The sequence below is a fragment of the Mycobacterium sp. AZCC_0083 genome (assembly GCF_014202335.1).
Taxonomy (GTDB): domain Bacteria; phylum Actinomycetota; class Actinomycetes; order Mycobacteriales; family Mycobacteriaceae; genus Mycobacterium.
On the sequence record NZ_JACHGP010000013.1, the window covers coordinates 37,647 to 57,476 of the forward strand.

General features: G+C 67.3%; 17 protein-coding genes. 10 read left to right on the forward strand and 7 right to left on the reverse strand.

The window, feature by feature from the left end; genetic code table 11:
- Positions 1 to 38: 38 nt before the first annotated feature.
- The gene (locus HNP02_RS28770) at positions 39 to 1,043 is read right to left on the reverse strand and encodes an L-idonate 5-dehydrogenase (RefSeq protein ID WP_184444046.1); all 1,005 of its coding nucleotides are present in this window, start codon (positions 1,041 to 1,043) and stop codon (positions 39 to 41) included.
- Positions 1,040 to 2,530: a mannitol dehydrogenase family protein gene (locus tag HNP02_RS28775; protein WP_184444047.1), complete on the reverse strand. Its 1,491-nt coding sequence runs from the start codon at positions 2,528 to 2,530 to the stop codon at positions 1,040 to 1,042. The genes HNP02_RS28770 and HNP02_RS28775 overlap by 4 nt, the downstream gene beginning before the upstream one ends.
- A gap of 157 nt (positions 2,531 to 2,687) precedes the next feature.
- Between HNP02_RS28775 and HNP02_RS28780 the strand changes: the two genes are divergently transcribed.
- A complete protein-coding gene (locus HNP02_RS28780) occupies positions 2,688 to 3,470 on the forward strand; it encodes an IclR family transcriptional regulator (protein ID WP_184444208.1) in 783 nt (260 codons plus the stop codon).
- A gap of 54 nt (positions 3,471 to 3,524) precedes the next feature.
- Here HNP02_RS28780 and HNP02_RS28785 read toward each other — a convergent pair whose 3' ends face one another.
- The 5 genes from HNP02_RS28785 to HNP02_RS28805 are packed head-to-tail and all read right to left on the reverse strand — an operon-like array spanning position 3,525 to position 8,747.
- Positions 3,525 to 4,595 carry an ABC transporter ATP-binding protein gene (locus HNP02_RS28785; protein WP_184444048.1) on the reverse strand — a complete coding sequence of 357 codons (1,071 nt, stop codon included), beginning with the start codon at positions 4,593 to 4,595 and terminating at the stop codon, positions 3,525 to 3,527.
- 35 nt (positions 4,596 to 4,630) lie between these two features.
- Positions 4,631 to 5,455, reverse strand: a complete 825-nt coding sequence (locus tag HNP02_RS28790) for a carbohydrate ABC transporter permease (protein WP_184444049.1) — start codon at positions 5,453 to 5,455, stop codon at positions 4,631 to 4,633.
- Positions 5,452 to 6,399, reverse strand: a complete 948-nt coding sequence (locus HNP02_RS28795) for a sugar ABC transporter permease (RefSeq protein WP_309241730.1) — start codon at positions 6,397 to 6,399, stop codon at positions 5,452 to 5,454. Before HNP02_RS28795 ends, HNP02_RS28790 begins: the two co-directional genes overlap by 4 nt.
- 3 nt (positions 6,400 to 6,402) lie before the next feature.
- Positions 6,403 to 7,764, reverse strand: coding sequence for an extracellular solute-binding protein (locus HNP02_RS28800; RefSeq protein WP_184444050.1), 1,362 nt, complete (start codon positions 7,762 to 7,764; stop codon positions 6,403 to 6,405).
- On the reverse strand, positions 7,761 to 8,747 hold the full coding sequence (locus tag HNP02_RS28805; RefSeq protein WP_184444051.1) for a PfkB family carbohydrate kinase: 987 nt from the start codon (positions 8,745 to 8,747) through the stop codon (positions 7,761 to 7,763). Before HNP02_RS28805 ends, HNP02_RS28800 begins: the two co-directional genes overlap by 4 nt.
- A gap of 170 nt (positions 8,748 to 8,917) precedes the next feature.
- Here HNP02_RS28805 and HNP02_RS28810 point away from each other — a divergent pair, with 170 nt between their 5' ends.
- The 9 genes from HNP02_RS28810 (at position 8,918) to HNP02_RS28850 (ending at position 19,322) form a co-directional block, all read left to right on the forward strand.
- Positions 8,918 to 9,694, forward strand: coding sequence for a DeoR/GlpR family DNA-binding transcription regulator (locus HNP02_RS28810; RefSeq protein ID WP_184444052.1), 777 nt, complete (start codon positions 8,918 to 8,920; stop codon positions 9,692 to 9,694).
- A complete protein-coding gene (locus tag HNP02_RS28815; protein ID WP_184444053.1) occupies positions 9,691 to 11,067 on the forward strand; it encodes a 6-phospho-beta-glucosidase in 1,377 nt (458 codons plus the stop codon). Before HNP02_RS28810 ends, HNP02_RS28815 begins: the two co-directional genes overlap by 4 nt.
- A 343-nt stretch (positions 11,068 to 11,410) precedes the next feature.
- Complete coding sequence (locus HNP02_RS28820) at positions 11,411 to 12,028, forward strand: TetR/AcrR family transcriptional regulator (RefSeq protein ID WP_184444054.1); 618 nt, start codon at positions 11,411 to 11,413, stop codon at positions 12,026 to 12,028.
- 84 nt (positions 12,029 to 12,112) lie between these two features.
- On the forward strand, positions 12,113 to 16,633 hold the full coding sequence (locus tag HNP02_RS28825; RefSeq protein ID WP_184444055.1) for an ATP-dependent helicase: 4,521 nt from the start codon (positions 12,113 to 12,115) through the stop codon (positions 16,631 to 16,633).
- A gap of 42 nt (positions 16,634 to 16,675) precedes the next feature.
- Positions 16,676 to 17,293: a nitrile hydratase subunit alpha gene (nthA, locus tag HNP02_RS28830; RefSeq protein ID WP_184444056.1), complete on the forward strand. Its 618-nt coding sequence runs from the start codon at positions 16,676 to 16,678 to the stop codon at positions 17,291 to 17,293.
- On the forward strand, positions 17,290 to 17,946 hold the full coding sequence (nthB, locus tag HNP02_RS28835) for a nitrile hydratase subunit beta (RefSeq protein WP_184444057.1): 657 nt from the start codon (positions 17,290 to 17,292) through the stop codon (positions 17,944 to 17,946). Before nthA ends, nthB begins: the two co-directional genes overlap by 4 nt.
- Positions 17,933 to 18,322: a nitrile hydratase accessory protein gene (locus HNP02_RS28840; RefSeq protein WP_221318158.1), complete on the forward strand. Its 390-nt coding sequence runs from the start codon at positions 17,933 to 17,935 to the stop codon at positions 18,320 to 18,322. Before nthB ends, HNP02_RS28840 begins: the two co-directional genes overlap by 14 nt.
- A gap of 56 nt (positions 18,323 to 18,378) precedes the next feature.
- Complete coding sequence (locus HNP02_RS28845; RefSeq protein ID WP_184444059.1) at positions 18,379 to 18,870, forward strand: DUF2834 domain-containing protein; 492 nt, start codon at positions 18,379 to 18,381, stop codon at positions 18,868 to 18,870.
- Between the two features lie 44 nt (positions 18,871 to 18,914).
- Positions 18,915 to 19,322, forward strand: coding sequence for a nuclear transport factor 2 family protein (locus HNP02_RS28850; RefSeq protein ID WP_184444060.1), 408 nt, complete (start codon positions 18,915 to 18,917; stop codon positions 19,320 to 19,322).
- Positions 19,323 to 19,830 lie beyond the last annotated feature (508 nt).

A 19,830-nucleotide genomic window follows, 5' to 3' on the forward strand; every position in this document is an offset into this window, starting at 1 on the left:
TCCTCTGGGTGAGTACAGCGGTTGCGGTGGACGGGATTTCAGAGTTGGAGCATGACCTTGGCCGACGCTGACGCGTCGCGGGCCACGGCGAAGGCGTCCTCGGCGTCGGCCGCCGGGATCACGTGGGAGATGACCGTGTCGAGGCGATCGGAGGCGGCCAGCAGCGCTATCGCGTCGTCGATCTCCGTGGAGAACCGGAACGCGCCGATCAGGCTCACTTCCTTGGCCAGCATCGGTGCCAGGTTGATGCCGATCTCGGCGTTCGGCAGCATGCCGACCTGCACGACGGTGCCGGCTCGACGCGCGGCTCGCACGGCCTGGGTGACCGAGACGCCGACACCTGAACATTCGAAGACGACGTCGTAGGACTCGTCGTCGATGACGTCCCGGCCGACCAGAGAAGTTTCGTTGGCGCCCAACGCGACTGCGCGCTCCAGCGGCTCGGGTCGCAGGTCACTCACGCCGATGTCGGTCGCCCCGGCGTCTGCGGCGGCCGCAACGACCAGCAGGCCGATCGGGCCTGCGCCGATGACCAGAACACGTCGGTCGGACAGGTCGGGGGCCAGATTGACCGCATGCATGGCCACGGCGAGCGGCTCGGCCAAAGCGGCGCGCTTCAGCGGCAGTCCGGCGGGAAGTGCACGGACCATGTGATTCTCGACGACCAGCAGTTCGGCGGCACCGCCCTGGCGGTGCGGGAAGGTAGCCGCGCTGCCCAGGTAGTCACCCCCGGGGCACAGGTGGGGGCGCTCGCGCAGGCCCGCCACCGGGGCTCCGTAGCGCGCCGGGTGCACGGTCACCGGCGAGCCTGCCGGATATCGGCCGGACGGATCGAAGTCCACGACCGCCGACAACTCGTGCCCGGGTGTGAACGGCTCGCGAACGACGTTTTCACCGTTGGCTCCGTGAAAGTAGTAGTGCAGATCCGAGCCACAGATGCCGACGTAGCCGACGCGCAGCCGCACCTGTCCCTCGGCCGGCTCCGGCTCGGCGCGGTCTTCCCAGCGAATGTCCTCTTTACCGTGTATTGCAAGCGCTTTCATGACACTCCCCTGTAGTCGACCGTCCTGACGGCGTCCTGTGCCGCCGCGCGGACACCGCTGCGCGCGATGATGGCGACGAGATCGGCCACCCGGTCGGTGAACGCGTCGTGGGCGACCAGGTCGTCGGGCAGAAATCCACTGCGCAGCACCGCCATTGCATGATCGCGCGTACTGGACGCCCCGCGGGTCACCTCGGCGAGTCGGTCCCGAGCGGGTTCCCGTATCTCGGCGGCATGGGGTCCGGGATCGAAACCCGCAGGCGGGGCCACTGAGGCGATCCAGCCGGCGACCGTCAACGCCAGGAAGTGCGGAGTTCTGCCGTCGCGCAGCGCCATCAAGGCGGGCTCCGGGATGCGCTGCAGCAGTTTGACCGAACCGTCGGTGCCGACCTGCGAGGTCCGGTGATCGAGCGCGGCGTTGGCCCATCGGTGTGAAAGCGAGTCGAGATAGGCGTCGACGTCGAAGCCCCTCGGCAGCGCGATCGTCGGCAGGTACTCGCTAGTGATGCAGGCGTGTACGCCGTCGCGAATGAACGGCTGCGCCCAGGCGTCGGCGATGGTGGCCCGACCGTCCAGGATTCCGAGGTACGCGATCAGAGAGTGAGATCCGTTGAGCAGGCGCAGTTTGACCAGTTCGTAGGCCTCGACCTCGTCGCTCATGACCGCTCCGGCGCGGTCCCAGGCGGGCCTGCCGGAGGCGAAGTCGTCTTCGAGCACCCACATGGTGAAGTCCTCGGCCGGCACCGGGCAGCGGTCGTCGACGCCGAGCATTTCACCGACGATGTCGACGGTTCGGCTGGTCGTCGATGGCACGATTCGGTCGACCATGGAGTTCGGGAACGTGACGTGGTCTCTGACGAATTCCAAGACGTCTTCCGCCGCGGAGCTCGCGTGAAGGAACTCGGTGAGGACGGCACGGGTGACGTGTCCGTTGGACTGCAGGTTGTCACAGGACAGCACGGTCATCGGCGTGCCGTCGGCGGCGCGAACGGCCAAGCCACGGGCGATGAGACCGATCGTGCTGCGGGGATGGGCGGGGTCGGCGAGATCTGCACGGACGTCGTCGAGATCGAGGTCGAGGCCGCCGTTGCGCGGCGAGCGGCAATAGCCGACTTCGCTCACGGTCAGCGTCAGGATGCGATTGGTGGGGGCGGCAACCGCCGAGATGAAGGATTCTGGTTCGTCCGCGAGCACGCCGAGGCCGCGGTGGACGTCGACGACGGCGGCACTACGTCCCCGCTCGGAGAGCTCGAGGATCGAGTAGCGCCCGTCCTGGGCCCGCATCGCCGTGACCACGTCGTGCGAGCGGTTGGCGAAGCCGTGGATGCCCCAGTCGCCGGGCTCCGAGGCGAGGGCCTGCGCGGTATAGGCCGCAGCATGGGCGCGGTGGAAGTTGCCAAGACCCAGGTGAACGATTCCCGTGGCATCGCCGGCCGATGCACCGAGCAACGCACCCTTCGGGGTGGTCTGGCGAGAGAGTCTGGGCATCTATCTCTTCCGTGTTCGAACCTTGCACGCTGTTCCGTATTATGAACCGCACGTATCGTTATGTGAACCACACTGACACGCGGGTCGAATTGTGTCAAGGGTCACCAATTTCGGTGTGCCAAGCTCTCGGTACGGCTGCGGAAGGAAGGGGCACGTGATGATGAATGGCGACTTGCCGTCCCCGGTCGGAAGCGTCGACAAGGCCCTCGCGTTGATCGAGTTGCTCGCCGATGCGGGGCCCGACGGCCTGGCGCTACGTGACGTGGTCGAGGCAAGCGGGCTCAACAAGGCCTCCGCGCACCGAACGCTGCAAGCGCTGCAGCACCGAGGATTCGCCGAGCAAGGCGAGAATCAGCGCTACCGATTGGGTTCGCGCCCAGCGCTTTTGGTGGAACGCTTCCAGCGCGAGGAGAACCTGCCCGCGCTCTTCCGCCCAACGCTGCTCGCCATCTGCCAAGAAGTCCAAGAACTGGTGCACCTGGGCATCCTCGAAGGCCGCGACGTTCTGTACCTGGACAAAGTGGAACCCGACCGCACTCTGCGCGTGTGGTCCCGGGTAGGCCGTCAGGTGAGTGTGCTCACCACCGCACTGGGGCGCGCCATGGTCGCCGGCGAGGGCGCCTCGGATGCTCAGCTGTCGGCGTACACCGCCGATGGGGAACCCGCGGTGGTCGACAATTTCCGCCGAGCGGTCGACGAGGCGCGGCTATGCGGATTCGCCATGGAGCGCGAGGAGAACGAAGCAGGGATCTGCTGTGTGGGCGTAGCGCTGCGGCGGCCCACCGGTCGCCCCGTGGCGGTGAGCATCACCGGACCGAGCAGCCGCATGGACGGCGACCGGCTCGACCGTCTGGGGCACCGGCTGCGCGAAGTGCTGCAAGTTTCGGCGCCGCCAGGGTTTTCCGTTGCGCCGACGTACGACATGCTGGATGGCGTTTAGCAACGCATTCCCGTCCCTGCATTCGCCTGGGCACTCGGTCGGAAATCAGCGACGTCAGGTCAGGCGCACGCCGGTCACCCGATCGAACAGATGTATCGCGTGCCCGTCGGCGGTGACGTGCACCGTGTCGCCCGTCCCGACGCGTTCGCGGTTGCCGATGCGGGCGATGACGTCGGCATCACCGCCCTCGACTCTCGCGGTGCCGTAGAGGTACGCGTCGGCACCCAAGGTCTCGACCACCCCGATGGTGACGGCGATACCGGTGCCTGGGGTCGTCAGCCGCCAGCCCTCCGGACGCACTCCGACGACGACCGGGCCATCGTGGCCACCAAAGGATGCCAACGGCATCGAGTGTCCGCCCACCGTCACCGAGGCACCGTCGAGGTCCGCGTCGAAGAACTTCATCGCAGGCGATCCGATGAACCCGGCGACGAAGACGTTCGCAGGACGATCGTAGAGTTCCATCGGCGCGCCAACCTGTTGCAGAACACCGTCTTTCATGACGCCGACGCGATCACCCATCGTCATTGCCTCGGTCTGGTCGTGGGTGACGTAGACGGTGGTGACGCCGAGGTCGCGTTGCAGCTTGGCGACGTCGGTGCGGGTCTGCACCCGCATCTTGGCGTCCAGGTTGGACAACGGCTCGTCCATGCAGAAGACCTGCGGATTGCGCACGATGGCCCGACCCATCGCGACCCGCTGCCGCTGGCCACCCGACAACGCCTTGGGCTTGCGGTCGAGGTACTCGGTGAGCCCGAGCGTCTTCGCGGCCGCCGCCACTCGGCGCTTGCGTTCGTCGCGGGACATCCCGGCGTTCTTGAGGCAGAACTCCATGTTGCCTCCCACGGTCATGTGGGGGTACAGCGCGTAGTTCTGGAACACCATCGCGATGTCGCGGTCCTTGGGCGCCGTCGTCGAGATGTCCCGGTCGCCAAGGTAGATCGACCCCGCGGTGAGCTCTTCGAGGCCGGCCAACATCCGCAGCGTCGTCGACTTGCCGCAGCCGGACGGGCCGACCAGCACCATGAACTCGCCGTCGGCGATGTCCAGGTCCATTCCGGCCACCGCGGCCGCCGGCGCATTGGGATACCAGTGCTGGGCCTTCTCGAATCGGATGGCGGCCATGGGATTTGCTCCTGTGAGTCGTGGTGGGGACGCGGTCAGCGCGACGAGATGCCGCCGACCATGCCGTTGATGAAGCGCTTCTGCAGCGCGAAGAAAAGCACGGCGATGGGCAGTGCGACCATCACCCCGGCCGCGGCCAGCAGTGAGTAGTCGGTCAGGTGTTGACCCTGGAACAGTGCCAATCCCAGTGGGGCGGTACGCCGACTGTCCGAGACCACCATGACCAGGGGCAGCAGGAATTCGTTCCAGGTCCACATCGTGATGACGACGGCCATCGTCATCATGGGTGCCAAGGACGGTGGTACGACGACCCGCCACAGCACCCGCAGGTCGCTGCAGCCGTCGAGGCGTGCGGCCTCGATGATATCGCCGGGAAAACCCCGAAACTGGTTGCGCATCCAGAACACGGCGAAGGCCAGCGACTGCGCGGTCTGCGGCAGGATCAGTGCCCAGTAGGTGTCGGTGAGCCCGATCGTCCGCAGGTTGAAGTACAGCGGGATGATGAACGCCTCCGTTGGCAGGGTCAGCCCGATCAGAAGCAGGTAGAACAGCACCGAGGAGCCACGAAAGTGCATGCGGGCGAACGCGTATCCGGCGAACGTCGCCAGGACGACGCTCAGGATCACCACCGCGGCGGTGACGAGCACGCTCGAGAAGAGGTAGCTGCTGAAGTTGCCGCGACTCCATGCCACCCCGTAGTTGCCCAGGTCGACGGAGTCCGGGATCGCGAACCCGCCGGAGTTCTGGTTCGCCGGGGTCACCGACGACAACAGCACTCCCAGTAGCGGAACCACCGCGAACGCAGCGAAGACGGCCAGGATCAGCTGGTTGACGATCCTCTCGGCGCGGGAGATGTTCACTCGGCCTCCCGCGGGGCGATGCGACTGATCGACACCGTCAGCACGACGATCACGACCGTCAGCACGACGGCGATGGCCGAAGCCAGCCCGACCTGACCGGTGTTGAACGCACGGTTGTAGGCCTCGAAGGCCGGAACGGACGTGGCGTTCCCCGGCCCACCGCGGGTGGTGATGAAGACCAGGTCGAAGGTCTTCAGCGCGGACACCACTGTCAGCGTCAACGCGACGGCGATCTGACCGCGCAACGACGGCAGCGTGATCGCGATGAATTCCCTTGCCCGCCCGGCCCCGTCGAGGCGCGCGGCCTCGAAGAGTTCGGGGGCGATGTTGCCGATGCCGGACAAGAAGAGCACCAGGCACAGACCGATGTTGAGCCACGTGCCGACAAGACCGATCGCGATGAGGGCGAAGGTGTGGTCGCCCAGCCACACGCGGCTGAGCGAGTCGAGCCCGACCAGACGCAAGGTCTGGTTGAGCAGACCGTCCTGAGAGTAGATCGAGATCCAGATGGTCGCGATCACCACGGTCGCGATGACCTGCGGCAGGAACAGCACCGTCCGAAAGAACGACATGGACCTCATCGCGTGCGCCCGAGAGATGAGCGCACTGAGGAACAACGCGATGAGAACCGGTGCGGCAGCGTAGAACAGCATCAACACCCCGGCGTGCAGGAAGGAGTCCCGCAGCCGTTCGTTGGTGAACACGGCGACGTAGTTCGACAGGCCGGCGATGGTGGACCTGCCCATGCCGTCCCAGTCGTAGAACGAGTACTGCACGGTCTGCACCACCGGAGCACCCAGGAAGGCGGCGAAGACCAGGAATGCAGGCGCCACATACAGATACGCCTTCTTGGAGCGGCGGGCCGGTCGCCTCCGAGTAGCAGCCACCGCCTCGCCGTCACTCGGTCCGGTGATCGCCCGTTGCTCGGGTCGATACAGCGTCACGGGCTACTTCTTGCCCGCCAGGAAGCCTGCGTAGTCCTTCTGCAGGGTATCGACGAACTGTTGTGGGTCGGACTGGCCACCGACGAGTTCCTGCATTCCCGCGGTGATGGTGTCGTAGAAGGTGGGGGTGGAGTAATCCAGATACGGCACTTCGCCGTTGGCCTTCTGGACGTCGCGGTACTGGGTCGCGATGTCGACGGCGACGGTGCCCGGCTGTGGCTGGTAGTCCGCAGGCAACACGGTGGGCAGGTTGCCAGTGTCCAGGAGAGTCTGGGCGGCCTTGGCGTTGGTGATGAAGTCCACGTAGGCGGCCGCGACGTCGGGGTGTGCCGACTTCGACGTGATCGCCCACGCCAGTCCCTGACCGCCGGTGGTCGCCGGTTGGCCGTCCGTGGAGGTCAGCGTCGTGAAGCCGGCGTTCGGACCGAGGTCGTCCTGCATCGTCTGCTGCAACCACGTGCCGGTCAACGTGAACAGGGCCCCGCCCTTGCCGAATCCCGCGACGGCGTCGTCGCGGGACACCCCGTTGGCGCCGGGGGTCAGATACCCCTGCTTGCTCCAGTCGGCGATCTGTTGGGCTGCCTTCAACGACGCCTCGTCGGTCCACGCGCCGCCTTGGCCGCTGACCAGCTCGTTGACCGCAGGAGCGCCGGCCAGTGCGGCCTGGACCACGCCGAACAGGTGGATTCCCGGGCTCTTGTCGAGGTTGCCGAAGGCCATCGGCAAAATGCCCTTGGCCTTGGCAGCCGCCATCGCAGAGTTCAAGTCCGAGAGGGTCTTTGGCGCCTGCAGCCCGAGGGAGGACAGTAGCTGCCGGTTGTAGTAAATGCCGACCACCTCGCCGGTCTGGGACACACCGAACAGCGTGTCGCCCTGCCAGGTCTTGCCGTCGCTGCTGAAGCTGTTCTGCTTGAGCAATGCCTCTGGGTAGTAGCCGTCCCAGCCGTAGAGCTTGGCGTAGTCGTTCATCGGGCGCAGCATCCCGGCGGCGACGAAGGCGCCCATGTCGGGATAGCCCTGGTTGGCCTGAACGACGTCGGGCGGGGTGTTGCTCGACAAGGCCAGCTTCAGGGTGGTCTTCAGATCGCTGAACGACTCCACGGTCCGCTGAATGGTGACGTTCGGATACAACTCGTGAAACTGGGCGTTCAGCTGGTCTTGGGCCTTGGAGATGCCGCCGTCGGTGTTCTGGTCCCAGACGGTCAGCGTCACCGGGCCCGCGGACGAGATGTCCTTGGACGCCTCGTTGGTCGGCGACGGGGCCGTCGTGTCGCCGGAAGGCCCAGGGGCGCAAGCAGACATCGACAACACCACGCCGGCCGCGGCAACGGCGGCGCCGAGTCGGAACAGTCGGTTTTTCGTCATGGCGTCAGTGCTCCTGGGGTTGCGGGGACGGGTGAATGGCAGCGTTGTTCGGCCCACTGCCGGACCGGGGTCCAGCCGGGGTCGGAGTGGTGGTCGGCCAGCAGGTGCGCGATCTCGACGGGGTGGGGTGCGCTACGCGCTCCGCCGGCGCTGCGCACCGAGCAGGTGGCGCAGACGCTGGCCAGCCGCAGCCGATCACGCAGCTCCCAATCCCATGCCGTGGCGGCCATGAACGCCGCGGCAAACGCGTCCCCGGCGCCAGTGGGGTCAACCGCGTCCACCACGATCGCGGGCACGTGCAGCCGGGCGGATCCCCGCGCAGCCACCGCACCGCGTGGGCCGAGGGTCACGACGACCGTGTCGACCACCCGGGCCAGGACGTCGAGAGCGGCGTCCACCGTGCCCGCTCGGGTGTACTGAACCGCTTCGTGATCGTTGACGATGAGGACGTCGACGCCTTCGAGATGGTCGAGGAGGGTCTCCGACCACTGCCCCGAGGGATCCCATCCGACACCGCCGACGATCGTGGTTCCGTTGGCGCGCAACCGTGCTGCCTGAATGGGAACGGGACCGCGGCCGAGGCCGACGTGGGCAACTCGCACCGGGGTGGAAGCTGGCCAGGGCGGTAGTTCCCCGGAGTGTTCGTAGGTGACGAACGAGCGCTCGTGGCCGTCGGTGATCGCCACGGAGATCGGGATCTGGTAGTCCGCCCGCTGGACGGCGAAGCGCAGATCCAGGTCGGGCTCGGCGCGCAGACTCCGCGCGACGATGCATCCGATGGGATCGTCACCCAGCTCGGAGACCAACGCGGTGCGAGCCCCGAGCCGCGCGGAGGCAACCGCGCGGTTGGCAGCACCACCGGGTGAGATCGCGAATCCGTCGGCGTACACCTCGGCGCCGGGTTCGGGCGCGTGCACTCCGGTGAAGACCAAGTCGGCGAAGACCCGACCCGCCACTAGGACGTCGATGTCACGATCGGTCACTCGCCGCTACCTCCACGGTCTGACGTAGTTTGACGTTCTGCGCGCCCTCATCCTGCGTTCACTGCGTGACGATAGCGTTGCGGTCGTGAATCCGCCCGATATCGGAGATATTCCGCCCAAAGTTGCGCAGAGTCGCGCAGACTCGGTCACGTCGTGGGTACCATTCCCGCATGTTCCTCGCCCAGCGCCATGAACGAATACTCGCTGCGCTCAGCAGCGGGGGGCAATCGGTCGTGCAACTTGCCGGGGCGCTGGGCGTCAGCGAATCCACCATCCGCCGCGATCTGGACGTCCTGGCCAAGGGCGGCCGACTCGAGCGCCTCTACGGCGGAGCGATGCTCACCCAGGGCAGCCGTGCGAACATCACCGACTCCGGCGGTGTCGAGGACCCCTTTCTCTCCGAGACCCGAGCCGACTACGAGCTACGGCAGCGGATGGCGGTCGAAGCTGCCCGGCTCGTCGGTGACGGCGACGTCGTCGTGCTCGACATCGGGTCGAGCACTCCCCTCGTCGCACGGGAACTCCGTGGCCGTCCCGTCACCATCATCACGTCCAATCTGGCGGTGCTCGACGAGGTGCGCGGTGACGACGCGGTGGAGCTGGTGTTGTTGGGTGGTGTGCTGCGCCGCAACCAGCAGTCGCTGGTGGGGCCGCTGGCCGAACAGGTCCTCGGCCAGCTCAGCGCCGACGTGATGTTCCTGAGCTGCACCGGTGTTCGCGGCGGACGGGTGCTGGACAACATGGCGGTCGAGGCCCCCATCAAACACGCGATGATCGCCGCGTCCCATCGCATCGTGCTGCTGGCCAGCGAACTGAAGTTTCCCGGATCGGGGGCGCTCCGGCTGTGCTCCCTCGACGAGGTCGACGTGCTCATCACCACCCCCGGCACCCCGGAGGAAGAAATCTCTGAGCGCCGCGAAGGCGGCGGAAAGGTCATCGTCGCATGAAGCTAGTGATCCTCGGTGGCGGCGGATTCCGCACCCCCTACGTCTGGCAAGCCCTCATCCGCGATCAGGGGTCGCCCCGCGTGACGGAGGTCGCCCTGTACGACGTCGACGAGTCGCGGCTGGCGACCATCACCGCCATCCTCGACCAACTCGCCGACGGATTCGCCGACGTACCCACCCTGCGGACCCACAAAAATCTCGAATCTGCCTTGGACGGAGCCGACTTCGTGTTCGCCGCCATCAGGGTCGGTGGTGTCGAGCAACGCTGCTGCGACGAGCACGTCGCGCTCGATCTCAACGTGCTTGGCCAGGAGACCACGGGGCCGGGCGGTATTGCCTACGCCCTGCGCACCCTGCCGGTGATGCTCGACATCGCGACGACCATCCGCAGGGTGGCCCCGAAGGCCTACTTCCTGAACTTCACCAACCCGGCCGGCATCATCACCGAAGCACTGCAGAGCGTGCTGGGTGACCGTGCGCTCGGAATCTGCGACACGCCATCGGGTTTGGGCCGACGGGTGGCCGGCGTGCTCGGCTACGACCACACCCGCATCCAGATGGACTACGTGGGCCTCAACCACCTGGGGTGGATGCGACGGGTCCTGGTCGACGGCGTCGACGTCCTACCCGCGCTGCTTGCCGACGATCGACGACTGGCTCGGATGGAGGAGACCCAGGTATTCGGCGCCGAGTGGCTCCGGACGCTCGGATTGATCCCCAACGAGTATCTGTACTACTACTACTTCAACCGGGACGCCGTGCGGCGCATCCTCGAATCCCCGCAGACCAGAGGCGATTTCTTGCTGGAAACCCAGGGCCGGTTCTTCGGCGAAGCCGCCGACGACCCCGACCATGCGGCGAAGCTGTGGACGGGTGCGGTCGACGAGCGTGGCGCCAGCTACATGGCCGAGGCCAAGGGCGGCGTCCAGGGCGCGCCCACCGTCGAACGGGATCGCGAAACCGATCCCGCGCATCTCGGTTATGCCGGTGTGGCGCTAGCGGTGATGACGGCGATCAGCCGTGACGAGAGGCGCACGATGATCCTCAACGTGCGCAACCGCGGGACCATCGCCGGCCTGCCCGACGACGCGGTCGTGGAGGTGCCGACCTTGGTCGACGCCAACGGCGTGCACCCCCTGACGCTGGAGACCCAACCCGACCTGCACCAGCTGGGATTGATGCAACAGGTCAAAGCCGTTGAGCGGCACACGATCTCCGCGGCCCTGACGGGATCCGTCTCGGAGGCACTCAAGGCCTTCGCATTGCACCCGCTCGTCGACTCGGTCACCGTCGCGCGCGAACTGCTCGCCGGCTACCTCGCGGCCAATCCGGACCTCGCGCGGACGTTGACGGAGCGGTCTCCGGCGGCGTGACGGCGCCCCTTGGCGCTGGCGACGAATGCCAGCCTCGAGAATCTCGCCGGGAACTCGTAGCCGGCGTTCCACCGCGTCGTTGTGACGGCGTCGTCACCAGTGCAACGCCATTAGTGAAGTCGGCCGCCTGGTCGATCGACCCGTTGTCGACGTAGGCACGGTGGGTTGGCGGCCCGACGGACGCGCGTGATGATTCCGACTCAAGCTCCCAGGATTTCGTGTTCGTAGTCGCGGCAGTTGACGTGCTCTGGCGTAGGCGCGGCGCGGACGCTCGTGTTGAGTGCGATCGTCGGCAACCGCCAGCCTCCGCGGCTGTTAGACACGTGTCCAGTAGTATGTCCGCGTGGCTGATCGTAGGAGATTGTCCCCCGAGGACCGTCGCAACGAACTCTTGGCGCTCGGCGCCGAGGTGTTCGGTCAGCGCCCGTACGACGAGGTGCGCATCGACGAGATCGCAGAACGGGCAGGCGTCTCCCGCGCACTGATGTATCACTACTTCCCCGACAAGCGCGCCTTCTTCGCGGCGGTGGTACGCGCCGAGGGTGAGCGACTGTTCGAGGCCACCAACACTCCGCCACTGCCCGGCCTGAGCCTGTTCGATCAGCTGCGTGCAGGCGTGCTGGCCTACGTGTACTACGACGAGCACCACCCGCACGGCGCATGGGCGGCGTACGGAATGGGCCGCTCGGATCCGGTGCTGCGCGGCATCGAGGACACGGACAACGAACGACAGGCCGACCGCATCATGGCCAGGATCATCGAGGCCGCAAGCCGACCACTGGACTCCAAGTTGGAGCGCGACGTCCGGGTGATCGTCTACGGCTGGCTGGCCTACACCTTCGAGCTGTGCCGACAGCGCATCATCGACCCGTCGATCGACGCGGGATACATCGCCGACTCCTGCGCACATTCGCTGCTCGACGCCATCGCGCGCGTCCCCGGCATCCCCACCCTCGAGTGATTTCGGGGTGCTCAGTTGCGGTGAGCGCAACTGAGCACCCCGAAATCGCAGGGGGTTGTCGGTGGGTGGGGGCACCATGTCAGGGTGAGCACCATCGATCCGCTCGAGCGCTTCGGCGCGCTGACGCGCGAGTGGTTCACCGGCACGTTCGCCGCGGCGACGCCCGCGCAGGTCGAGGCATGGTCGGCCATCGCGAGCGGGGACAACACCCTGGTCATCGCACCCACCGGCTCCGGCAAGACGCTGGCCGCGTTCCTGTGGGCCATCGACCAGCTCGCCGCCGCGGAACCCCGCCCCCCGAAGGCGGGTACCCGGGTGCTCTACATCTCCCCGCTCAAGGCGCTGGCGGTCGACGTCGAACGCAACCTCAGTACCCCACTCACGGGCATCACCCGGGTGGCCGAACGGCTGGGCCTGCCGGCGCCGCAAATCAGCGTCGGCGTGCGCTCCGGTGACACCTTGCCCGCGCGCCGCAGGGAGCTGATCGCCAGGCCCCCCGACATCCTGATCACCACGCCGGAGTCGCTGTTCCTGATGTTGACGTCGGCGGCCAGGGACACCCTCGCCGAGGTGACGACGGTGATCGTCGACGAGGTGCACGCCGTCGCTGCCACCAAGCGCGGCGCGCACCTGGCGCTCTCCCTCGAGCGGCTCGACCAGCTCCTAGAAAAGCCTGCACAGCGCATCGGGCTGTCGGCGACGGTCCGGCCTGCAGAGGAGGTCGCGCGGTTCCTCGCCGGAACCGCCCCCGCGACCGTGGTCGCGCCACCGTCGGGCAAGACCTTCGACCTGTCGGTCCAGGTGCCGGTGCCCGACATGGCCAATCTCGCCGAGAACTCGATCTGGCCCGACGTCGAGGGCCGCATCGTCGACCTGATCGAATCCCACAACTCGACCATCGTGTTCGCCAACTCCCGGCGGCTGGCCGAGCGACTCACGGCCCGCCTCAACGAGATCCACGCCGAGCGCACCGGCGTCGAACTCAGCGACGAACGAAACCCCCAGGTCGGCGGTGGCTCCCCAGCGCACATCATGGGCAGCGGTCAGACGTTCGGAGCGGAGCCCGTGCTGGCCAAGGCGCATCACGGCTCGGTCAGCAAGGAGCAGCGGGCGCTCGTCGAAGACGATCTCAAGAGCGGACGCCTTCGCGCCGTGGTCGCCACCTCCAGCCTGGAACTGGGCATCGACATGGGCTCGGTCGACCTGGTCATCCAGGTGGAGGCGCCGCCATCGGTGGCCAGTGGGCTGCAACGCATCGGGCGGGCCGGCCACCAGGTCGGCGAGATCTCGCGCGGCGTGCTGTTCCCCAAACATCGCACCGACCTCATCGACTGCGCAGTCACCGTGCAGCGCATGCTCGCCGGTCAGATCGAGACCATGCGGGTGCCCACCAACCCGCTCGACATCCTCGCTCAGCACACCGTCGCCGCGGCCGCGCTCGAGCCGCTGGACGCCGACCGCTGGTTCGACGCCGTACGGCGCAGCGCACCCTTCGCGACCCTGCCCCGCAGTGCATTCGAGGCGACGCTGGACCTGCTGTCCGGCAAGTACCCGTCCACCGAGTTCGCCGAGTTGCGCCCGCGTCTGGTGTACGACCGCGACGCGGGAGTGCTGACCGCACGGCCCGGCGCCCAACGGCTCGCGGTGACCTCCGGCGGCGCGATCCCCGACCGCGGCCTGTTCACCGTGTACCTGGCATCCAACGCCGACTCCGAAAAACCATCCCGCGTAGGCGAACTCGACGAGGAGATGGTGTACGAGTCGCGGCCGGGGGACGTCATCTCACTGGGCGCCACCAGCTGGCGCATCACCGAGATCACCCATGACCGCGTGCTCGTCATCCCCGCCCCCGGCGAACCCGCCCGGCTGCCGTTCTGGCGCGGCGACGGCGTCGGCAGGCCCGCCGAGCTTGGCGAGGCGATCGGTGCGTTCACAGGCAAGCTGTCGGGCATGGCGCGCGAGGAGTTCGATACCCATTGTCACACCATGGGTTTCAATGACTACGCCACCGACAACCTGTGGCAGCTGCTCGACGAACAGCGTCAAGCCACCGGCGCCGTGCCCACCGACACCACGTTCATCGTCGAGCGGTTCCACGACGAGCTTGGCGACTGGCGGGTCATCCTGCACTCCCCCTACGGTCTTCGGGTGCACGGACCGCTGGCCTTGGCGGTCAGCCGCAGACTGCGTGAGCGCTACGGCATCGACGAGAAGCCCACCGCCTCCGACGACGGCATCATCGTGCGACTGCCCGACACCGATCTGGATTCGGGCGGGGCGGTCACGTTCGCGGATCTGTTCGTCTTCGACGCCGACGAGATCGATCCCATCGTCACCGACGAGGTCGGCGGCTCGGCGTTGTTCGCGTCGCGGTTCCGCGAGTGCGCGGCAAGGGCATTGCTCCTCCCCCGGCGGCATCCCGGCAAACGCTCACCGCTGTGGCACCAGCGCCAACGCGCCTCACAGCTGCTCGACGTCGCCCGCAAGTACCCCGACTTCCCGATGGTGTTGGAGACGGTCAGGGAATGCCTGCAGGACGTCTACGACGTGCCGACGCTGCGCGATGTGATGAATCGCGTTGCGCAGCGTCGCATTCGGTTGCTCGAGGTCGAGACCGCGACCCCGTCGCCGTTCGCGGCCTCGCTCCTGTTCGGGTACGTCGGCGCCTTCATGTACGAGGGCGACAGCCCTCTGGCCGAGCGCCGGGCTGCCGCGCTGTCGCTGGACAGCGTGCTGCTCGCCGAACTGCTTGGCCGCGTCGAATTGCGCGAACTGCTCGACCCGCAGATCATCGCGTCCACCATCGCCCAACTGCAGCACCTGACCGCCGAACGCGCGGCGCGCGACGCAGAGGGCGTTGCCGATCTGCTGCGTCTGCTCGGCCCGCTGACCGAGGACGAGATCGCTCAGCGGTCCACCGCCGACGACGTGGGCGGCTGGCTCGAGGGCCTTCGCACAGCGCGACGGGTGCTGACGGTCTCGTTCGCGGGCCAGACGTGGTGGGTGGCGATCGAAGACGTCGGGCTGCTGCGCGACGGCGTCGGCATCCCGGTACCGGTAGGCGTGCCAACGAGTTTCACCGAGTCGGTGCCAGATCCGCTCGGTGAACTGCTCGGCCGGTACGCCCGCACCCACGGACCGTTCACCACCCACGACGCCGCCGCCCGGTTCGGGCTCGGGTTGCGCGTCACCGCCGACGTGCTTGGTCGGATGGCCGTCGACCGGAAGCTGTTGCGAGGCGAGTTCCTCACCACCGGCGAGTCCGAACAGTGGTGCGACGCCGATGTATTGAAGATCCTGCGCCGCCGGTCACTGGCCGCGTTGCGCGCACAGGTGGAGCCGGTGAGCACGGCGGCCTACGCCCGGTTCCTGCCCGCCTGGCAGCAGGTCGGCAAGGCCCAGGTGTCGGGCATCGACGGTCTTGCCACCGTGATCGAACAGCTTGCGGGCGTGCCCATTCCGGCGTCGGCGGTCGAACCTCTGGTGTTCGGGCAGCGGGTCCGCGACTATCAGCCCGCCATGCTCGACGAATTGCTGGCGGCGGGCGAGGTGACGTGGTCGGGCGCCGGCCAGATCGGAGGCAACGACGGCTGGATCGCCTTCCACTCCGCCGACTCGGCGCCGCTGACGATGGCCGCGGCGGCCGAGATCGAGTTCACCGACGCCCACCGGTCCATCCTCGACACCCTCGGTCACGGTGGCGCGTACTTCTTCCGGCAGCTCGGCGATCGCCGCGTCGCCGATTCCGAGCAACTCAAAACGGCTCTCTGGGAACTGATCTGGGCCGGCTGGGTCACCGGTGACACGTTCTCCCCAGTGCGCGCACTGCTGCACGGCACGGGCCGGCGCGGCGGCACACACCGCCAACGCCAGCGTCCACCGCGGCTGAGCCGCTACAGCGTCGCGCATGCCCAGACCCGCACGTCCGAGCCGACAGTTGCGGGCCGCTGGTCCGCGCTCCCGCCCGCCGAGCCGGAATCCACGGTGCGTGCCCACTTCCAGGCCGAGTTGTTGCTCAACCGCTACGGCGTCCTGACCAAGGGGTCCTCCGAGGGACTGCCCGGTGGGTTCGCGATGCTCTACAAGGTGCTCAGCGCCTTCGAGGACGCGGGCAAATGCCAACGCGGCTACTTCGTCGAATCACTGGGCGGCGCCCAGTTCGCGGTGGCCTCCACCGTGGACCGGCTGCGCACCTACCTCGACGACGTCGACCAGGAGCGGCGTGCCTATCAGGCGGTCGTACTCGCTGCGGCCGACCCGGCCAACCCGTACGGCGCCGCCCTGCCGTGGCCCGGCGACGGCGCACACCGCCCGGGCCGCAAGGCCGGCGCCCTGGTGGTGCTGGTCGACGGGGAGCTGGTGTGGTTCCTGGAGCGTGGTGGGCGCACGCTGCTGTCCTACTCCGACGACGCGCAGGCGAATCGGTCCGCAGCGGCCGCACTTGCGGAGGTGGTCGGCGGCCGTCGGCTGCAGTCGTTGTTGGTGGAGAAGGTCAACGGCGTCGCGGTGCTCCATCCGAGTGTTGACGACCGTCTGTCCGCCGTGCGCGACGCCTTGACCGCCAGCGGCTTCGCCCGCACCCCACGGGGCCTGCGGCTGCGCTGAACTCCCTCGCCAGAACGGGTTTCGCCGATAGACTCCGTTGGTATGACCACCGATGGCGAGCACGGCGGTGAGCTCTCCGACGTCGAGCTGCGGGTGCGGGCACTCGAATCGATCCTGACCGAGAAGGGCTACGTCGATCCGGCCGCCATCGACGCCGTGGTCGAGGCCTACGAGACGCGGATCGGACCACGTAACGGTGCTCGGGTGGTCGCCAAGGCGTGGGCCGATGGCGGGTTCGCGCAATGGCTGCGCGATGACGCCACCGCGGCGATCAGCTCGCTCGGCTACACCGGCCGCCAGGGCGACACGATGGTCGCCGTCGAGAACACCCCAAGCGAGCACCACATGGTCGTCTGCACCCTGTGCTCCTGCTACCCGTGGCCGGTGCTGGGCCTCCCGCCGGTCTGGTACAAATCGGCGCCGTACCGCTCACGCGCGGTGTTCGATCCGCGCGGCGTGCTGGCGGAGTTCGGCGTGACACTTCCGGAGGTCACTCGGATCCGGGTCTGGGATTCGACGGCGGAGGTGCGCTACTTGGTGATTCCGATGCGCCCCGCCGGCACGGACGGTTGGAGCGAGGAGCGCCTCGCCGACCTCGTCACCCGCAACTCGATGATCGGCACGGGCCTGGCCCTCTCCCCAGAGCAGGTGCCCGCGTGAACGGGGCTCAGGACATGGGTGGCCAGATGGGTTTCGGGCCCGTCGAGGCAGAGACCGACGAGCCAACGTTCCACGCGGACTGGGAGGCTCGGGTTCTCGGACTCACCATTGCGATGGGCGCCGCCCGCGCGTGGAACGTCGACATGGGCCGCGCCGCACGCGAATCGCTGCCACCGGCCGAGTATCTGTCGTCGAGCTACTACCAAATCTGGCTCAGGGGTCTGCAGAAGCTCCTGGTGCAGAGCGGCCTGGTCGCTCAGGACGAGCTCGATGCCGGCCGTTCGCTCGTGCCTGGTAGGCCGGGCACGGGCGTGCTCAAGCCGGAGAACGTACAGCGCGTTCTGACCACCGCCGTGTCCAACGAACGCCCCGTCGCAACGCCGGCCCGCTTCGCGGTCGGCGATGCCGTCGTCACCCGAAACATGAACCCCCTTGGCCATACTCGGCTACCGCGTTATGCGCGCGCCAAGCGCGGCATCGTCGAACGGATGCACGGGGCCCAGGTGTTCGCCGATGCGAATGCAACCGGCCGCGAGGATCCGCAATGGCTCTACACCGTGAGCTTCACCGGGGTGGAGCTGTGGGGCGACGATGCCGACCCCTCGCTGGTGGTCTCGATCGATGCGTGGGAAAGCTATCTTGAAGCCGGCTGACGCCCTGCTCGCCGCGGCCGACCCCGTCGCACCGATTCCGCGTGATGCCGATGGCGCTCTGGTCTTCGAAGCACCCTGGGAGGCCCAGGCTTTCGCGATGACGCTGGTGCTCTACGAACGCGGCCTGTTCACCTGGACCGAGTGGGCATCGACGTTGGCTAGCGAGATCACGCGTGCCCAGGCCGCGGGCGATCCCGACGACGGCTCGACGTACTACCGGCATTGGCTGGCTGCCATTGAGCACATCGTCGTCGACAAGGGCGTGGCCACCTCGGGGCACCTCGACGCGCGTCGCGCCGCATGGGATCGCGCGGCGCACGCCACGCCGCACGGTCAGCCGATCCTGCTGGACAACGATCCGTCCCCCGACCGCTAGGACGATTCTTTCGTCAAAAATGACAAAACTTGAGCGATACCGCCCATACTGAGGGCATGGTCTCACTCATCGTTCACGCCCTCCTCGGCGTCCTCGTCATCGTCTGGATCGTGCGGGCCAATCCGCACGTCTTCGCCCGCCCCAGCACCGGCCCGGCGTTCTCGGCGCTGGAGATCGCGTTCTACGTCATCGGCATCGCATCGATCGCGCTCGGCTACTACTTCAACCACCAGTTCGTCGCGCAATACGCCATCGAAGGGGGCAACCCGATCTGGGGCCCCGGCAGCTGGCAACAGTTCATCGCGCTCGGCTACGCCAACCCGGCGGCGGCGTCGGCCAGCCAGGACTACACGATCATCAACGTGATCCTGCTGCCGCTGTTCACCGTCGTCGACGGCTACCGCCGCGGCATCAAACGGCCGTGGCTGTTCTTCGTGGCCAGCCTGTTCACCAGTTGCGCGTTCTCCTACGCGTTCTACTTCGCCGTGGTCGAGCGCCAGCACCGCCAGGAGAAGGCGGCCAACGGACTGAACACCGTCTCGGCCTGAATGCTTCGACGCCCGTCGAACCATCGACGATGCACCCTTGAGGCATGGACGAAAACGAAGTCGAAGCGGTGGCCCGCTCATGGGAGGAAGCCCTCGCCAACCACGACGTCGAGGGGCTACTGGCCTGCTACGCCCCGGACGCGACATTGGAGAGCCCGGTCGTCGCGCACATCCTCGGCGGACGCGGCGTGTGCCAAGGCCACGCGCAGCTTCGACCGTTCGTCACCGAGGTCGTCGCGCGAACACCCAATGAGCGGCACTACCACCGTGCCGGGTTCTTCACCGACGGACACCGTGCGATGTGGGAGTACCCGCGCAGCACGCCAGAGGGTGAGCAGATGGACTTCGTGGAAGTCATGGAAATCGAGAACGGCCTGATTCATGCCCACCGCGTCTATTGGGGCTGGCGAGGCGTGCAGATTCTCGCGAAGGACGAGTACCACCGGCCGTAACGCGTGTCGAACGACTTGGATTCGTCGGCCACATGGCTACGCAGTCTCCCATGATGGTGTTCTCACTACTGTGGGGTTTTCCGTACTTGACCTCCGCACAACACCTTTCAGTGACGACGGCAAGCTCGCTCGTCATGGGGCTCGCCGTTGCCACAATTCCGATCGGACAACTCGTCGGCGTGATGACCGCGCGCTACCCCATGTATCGATTGTGGGTCATCCTCGGCGTTTCGTGCACGACCAGCACGGTGTGGACGCTCGTCTTGGCCGCTCCGGGAACTGCGCCGGTGTGGATGCTCGTCGTTCTCGTACTTTCCCTGGCTGCGCGAGGACCGGGTTCGGTCGTGGGTTTGGACATCGCGCGCACATCGAATCCGCCCCTAAACATCGGCGTCGCGCAGGCAATCGCGAACCTCGGTGGCTTTCTTTCCACGCTGTTCGTCCTCGCAGCCATGGGAGGTGTCGTGACGGTGGCGGGTGGGTTCACACCGGAGGGATTTCGGATAGC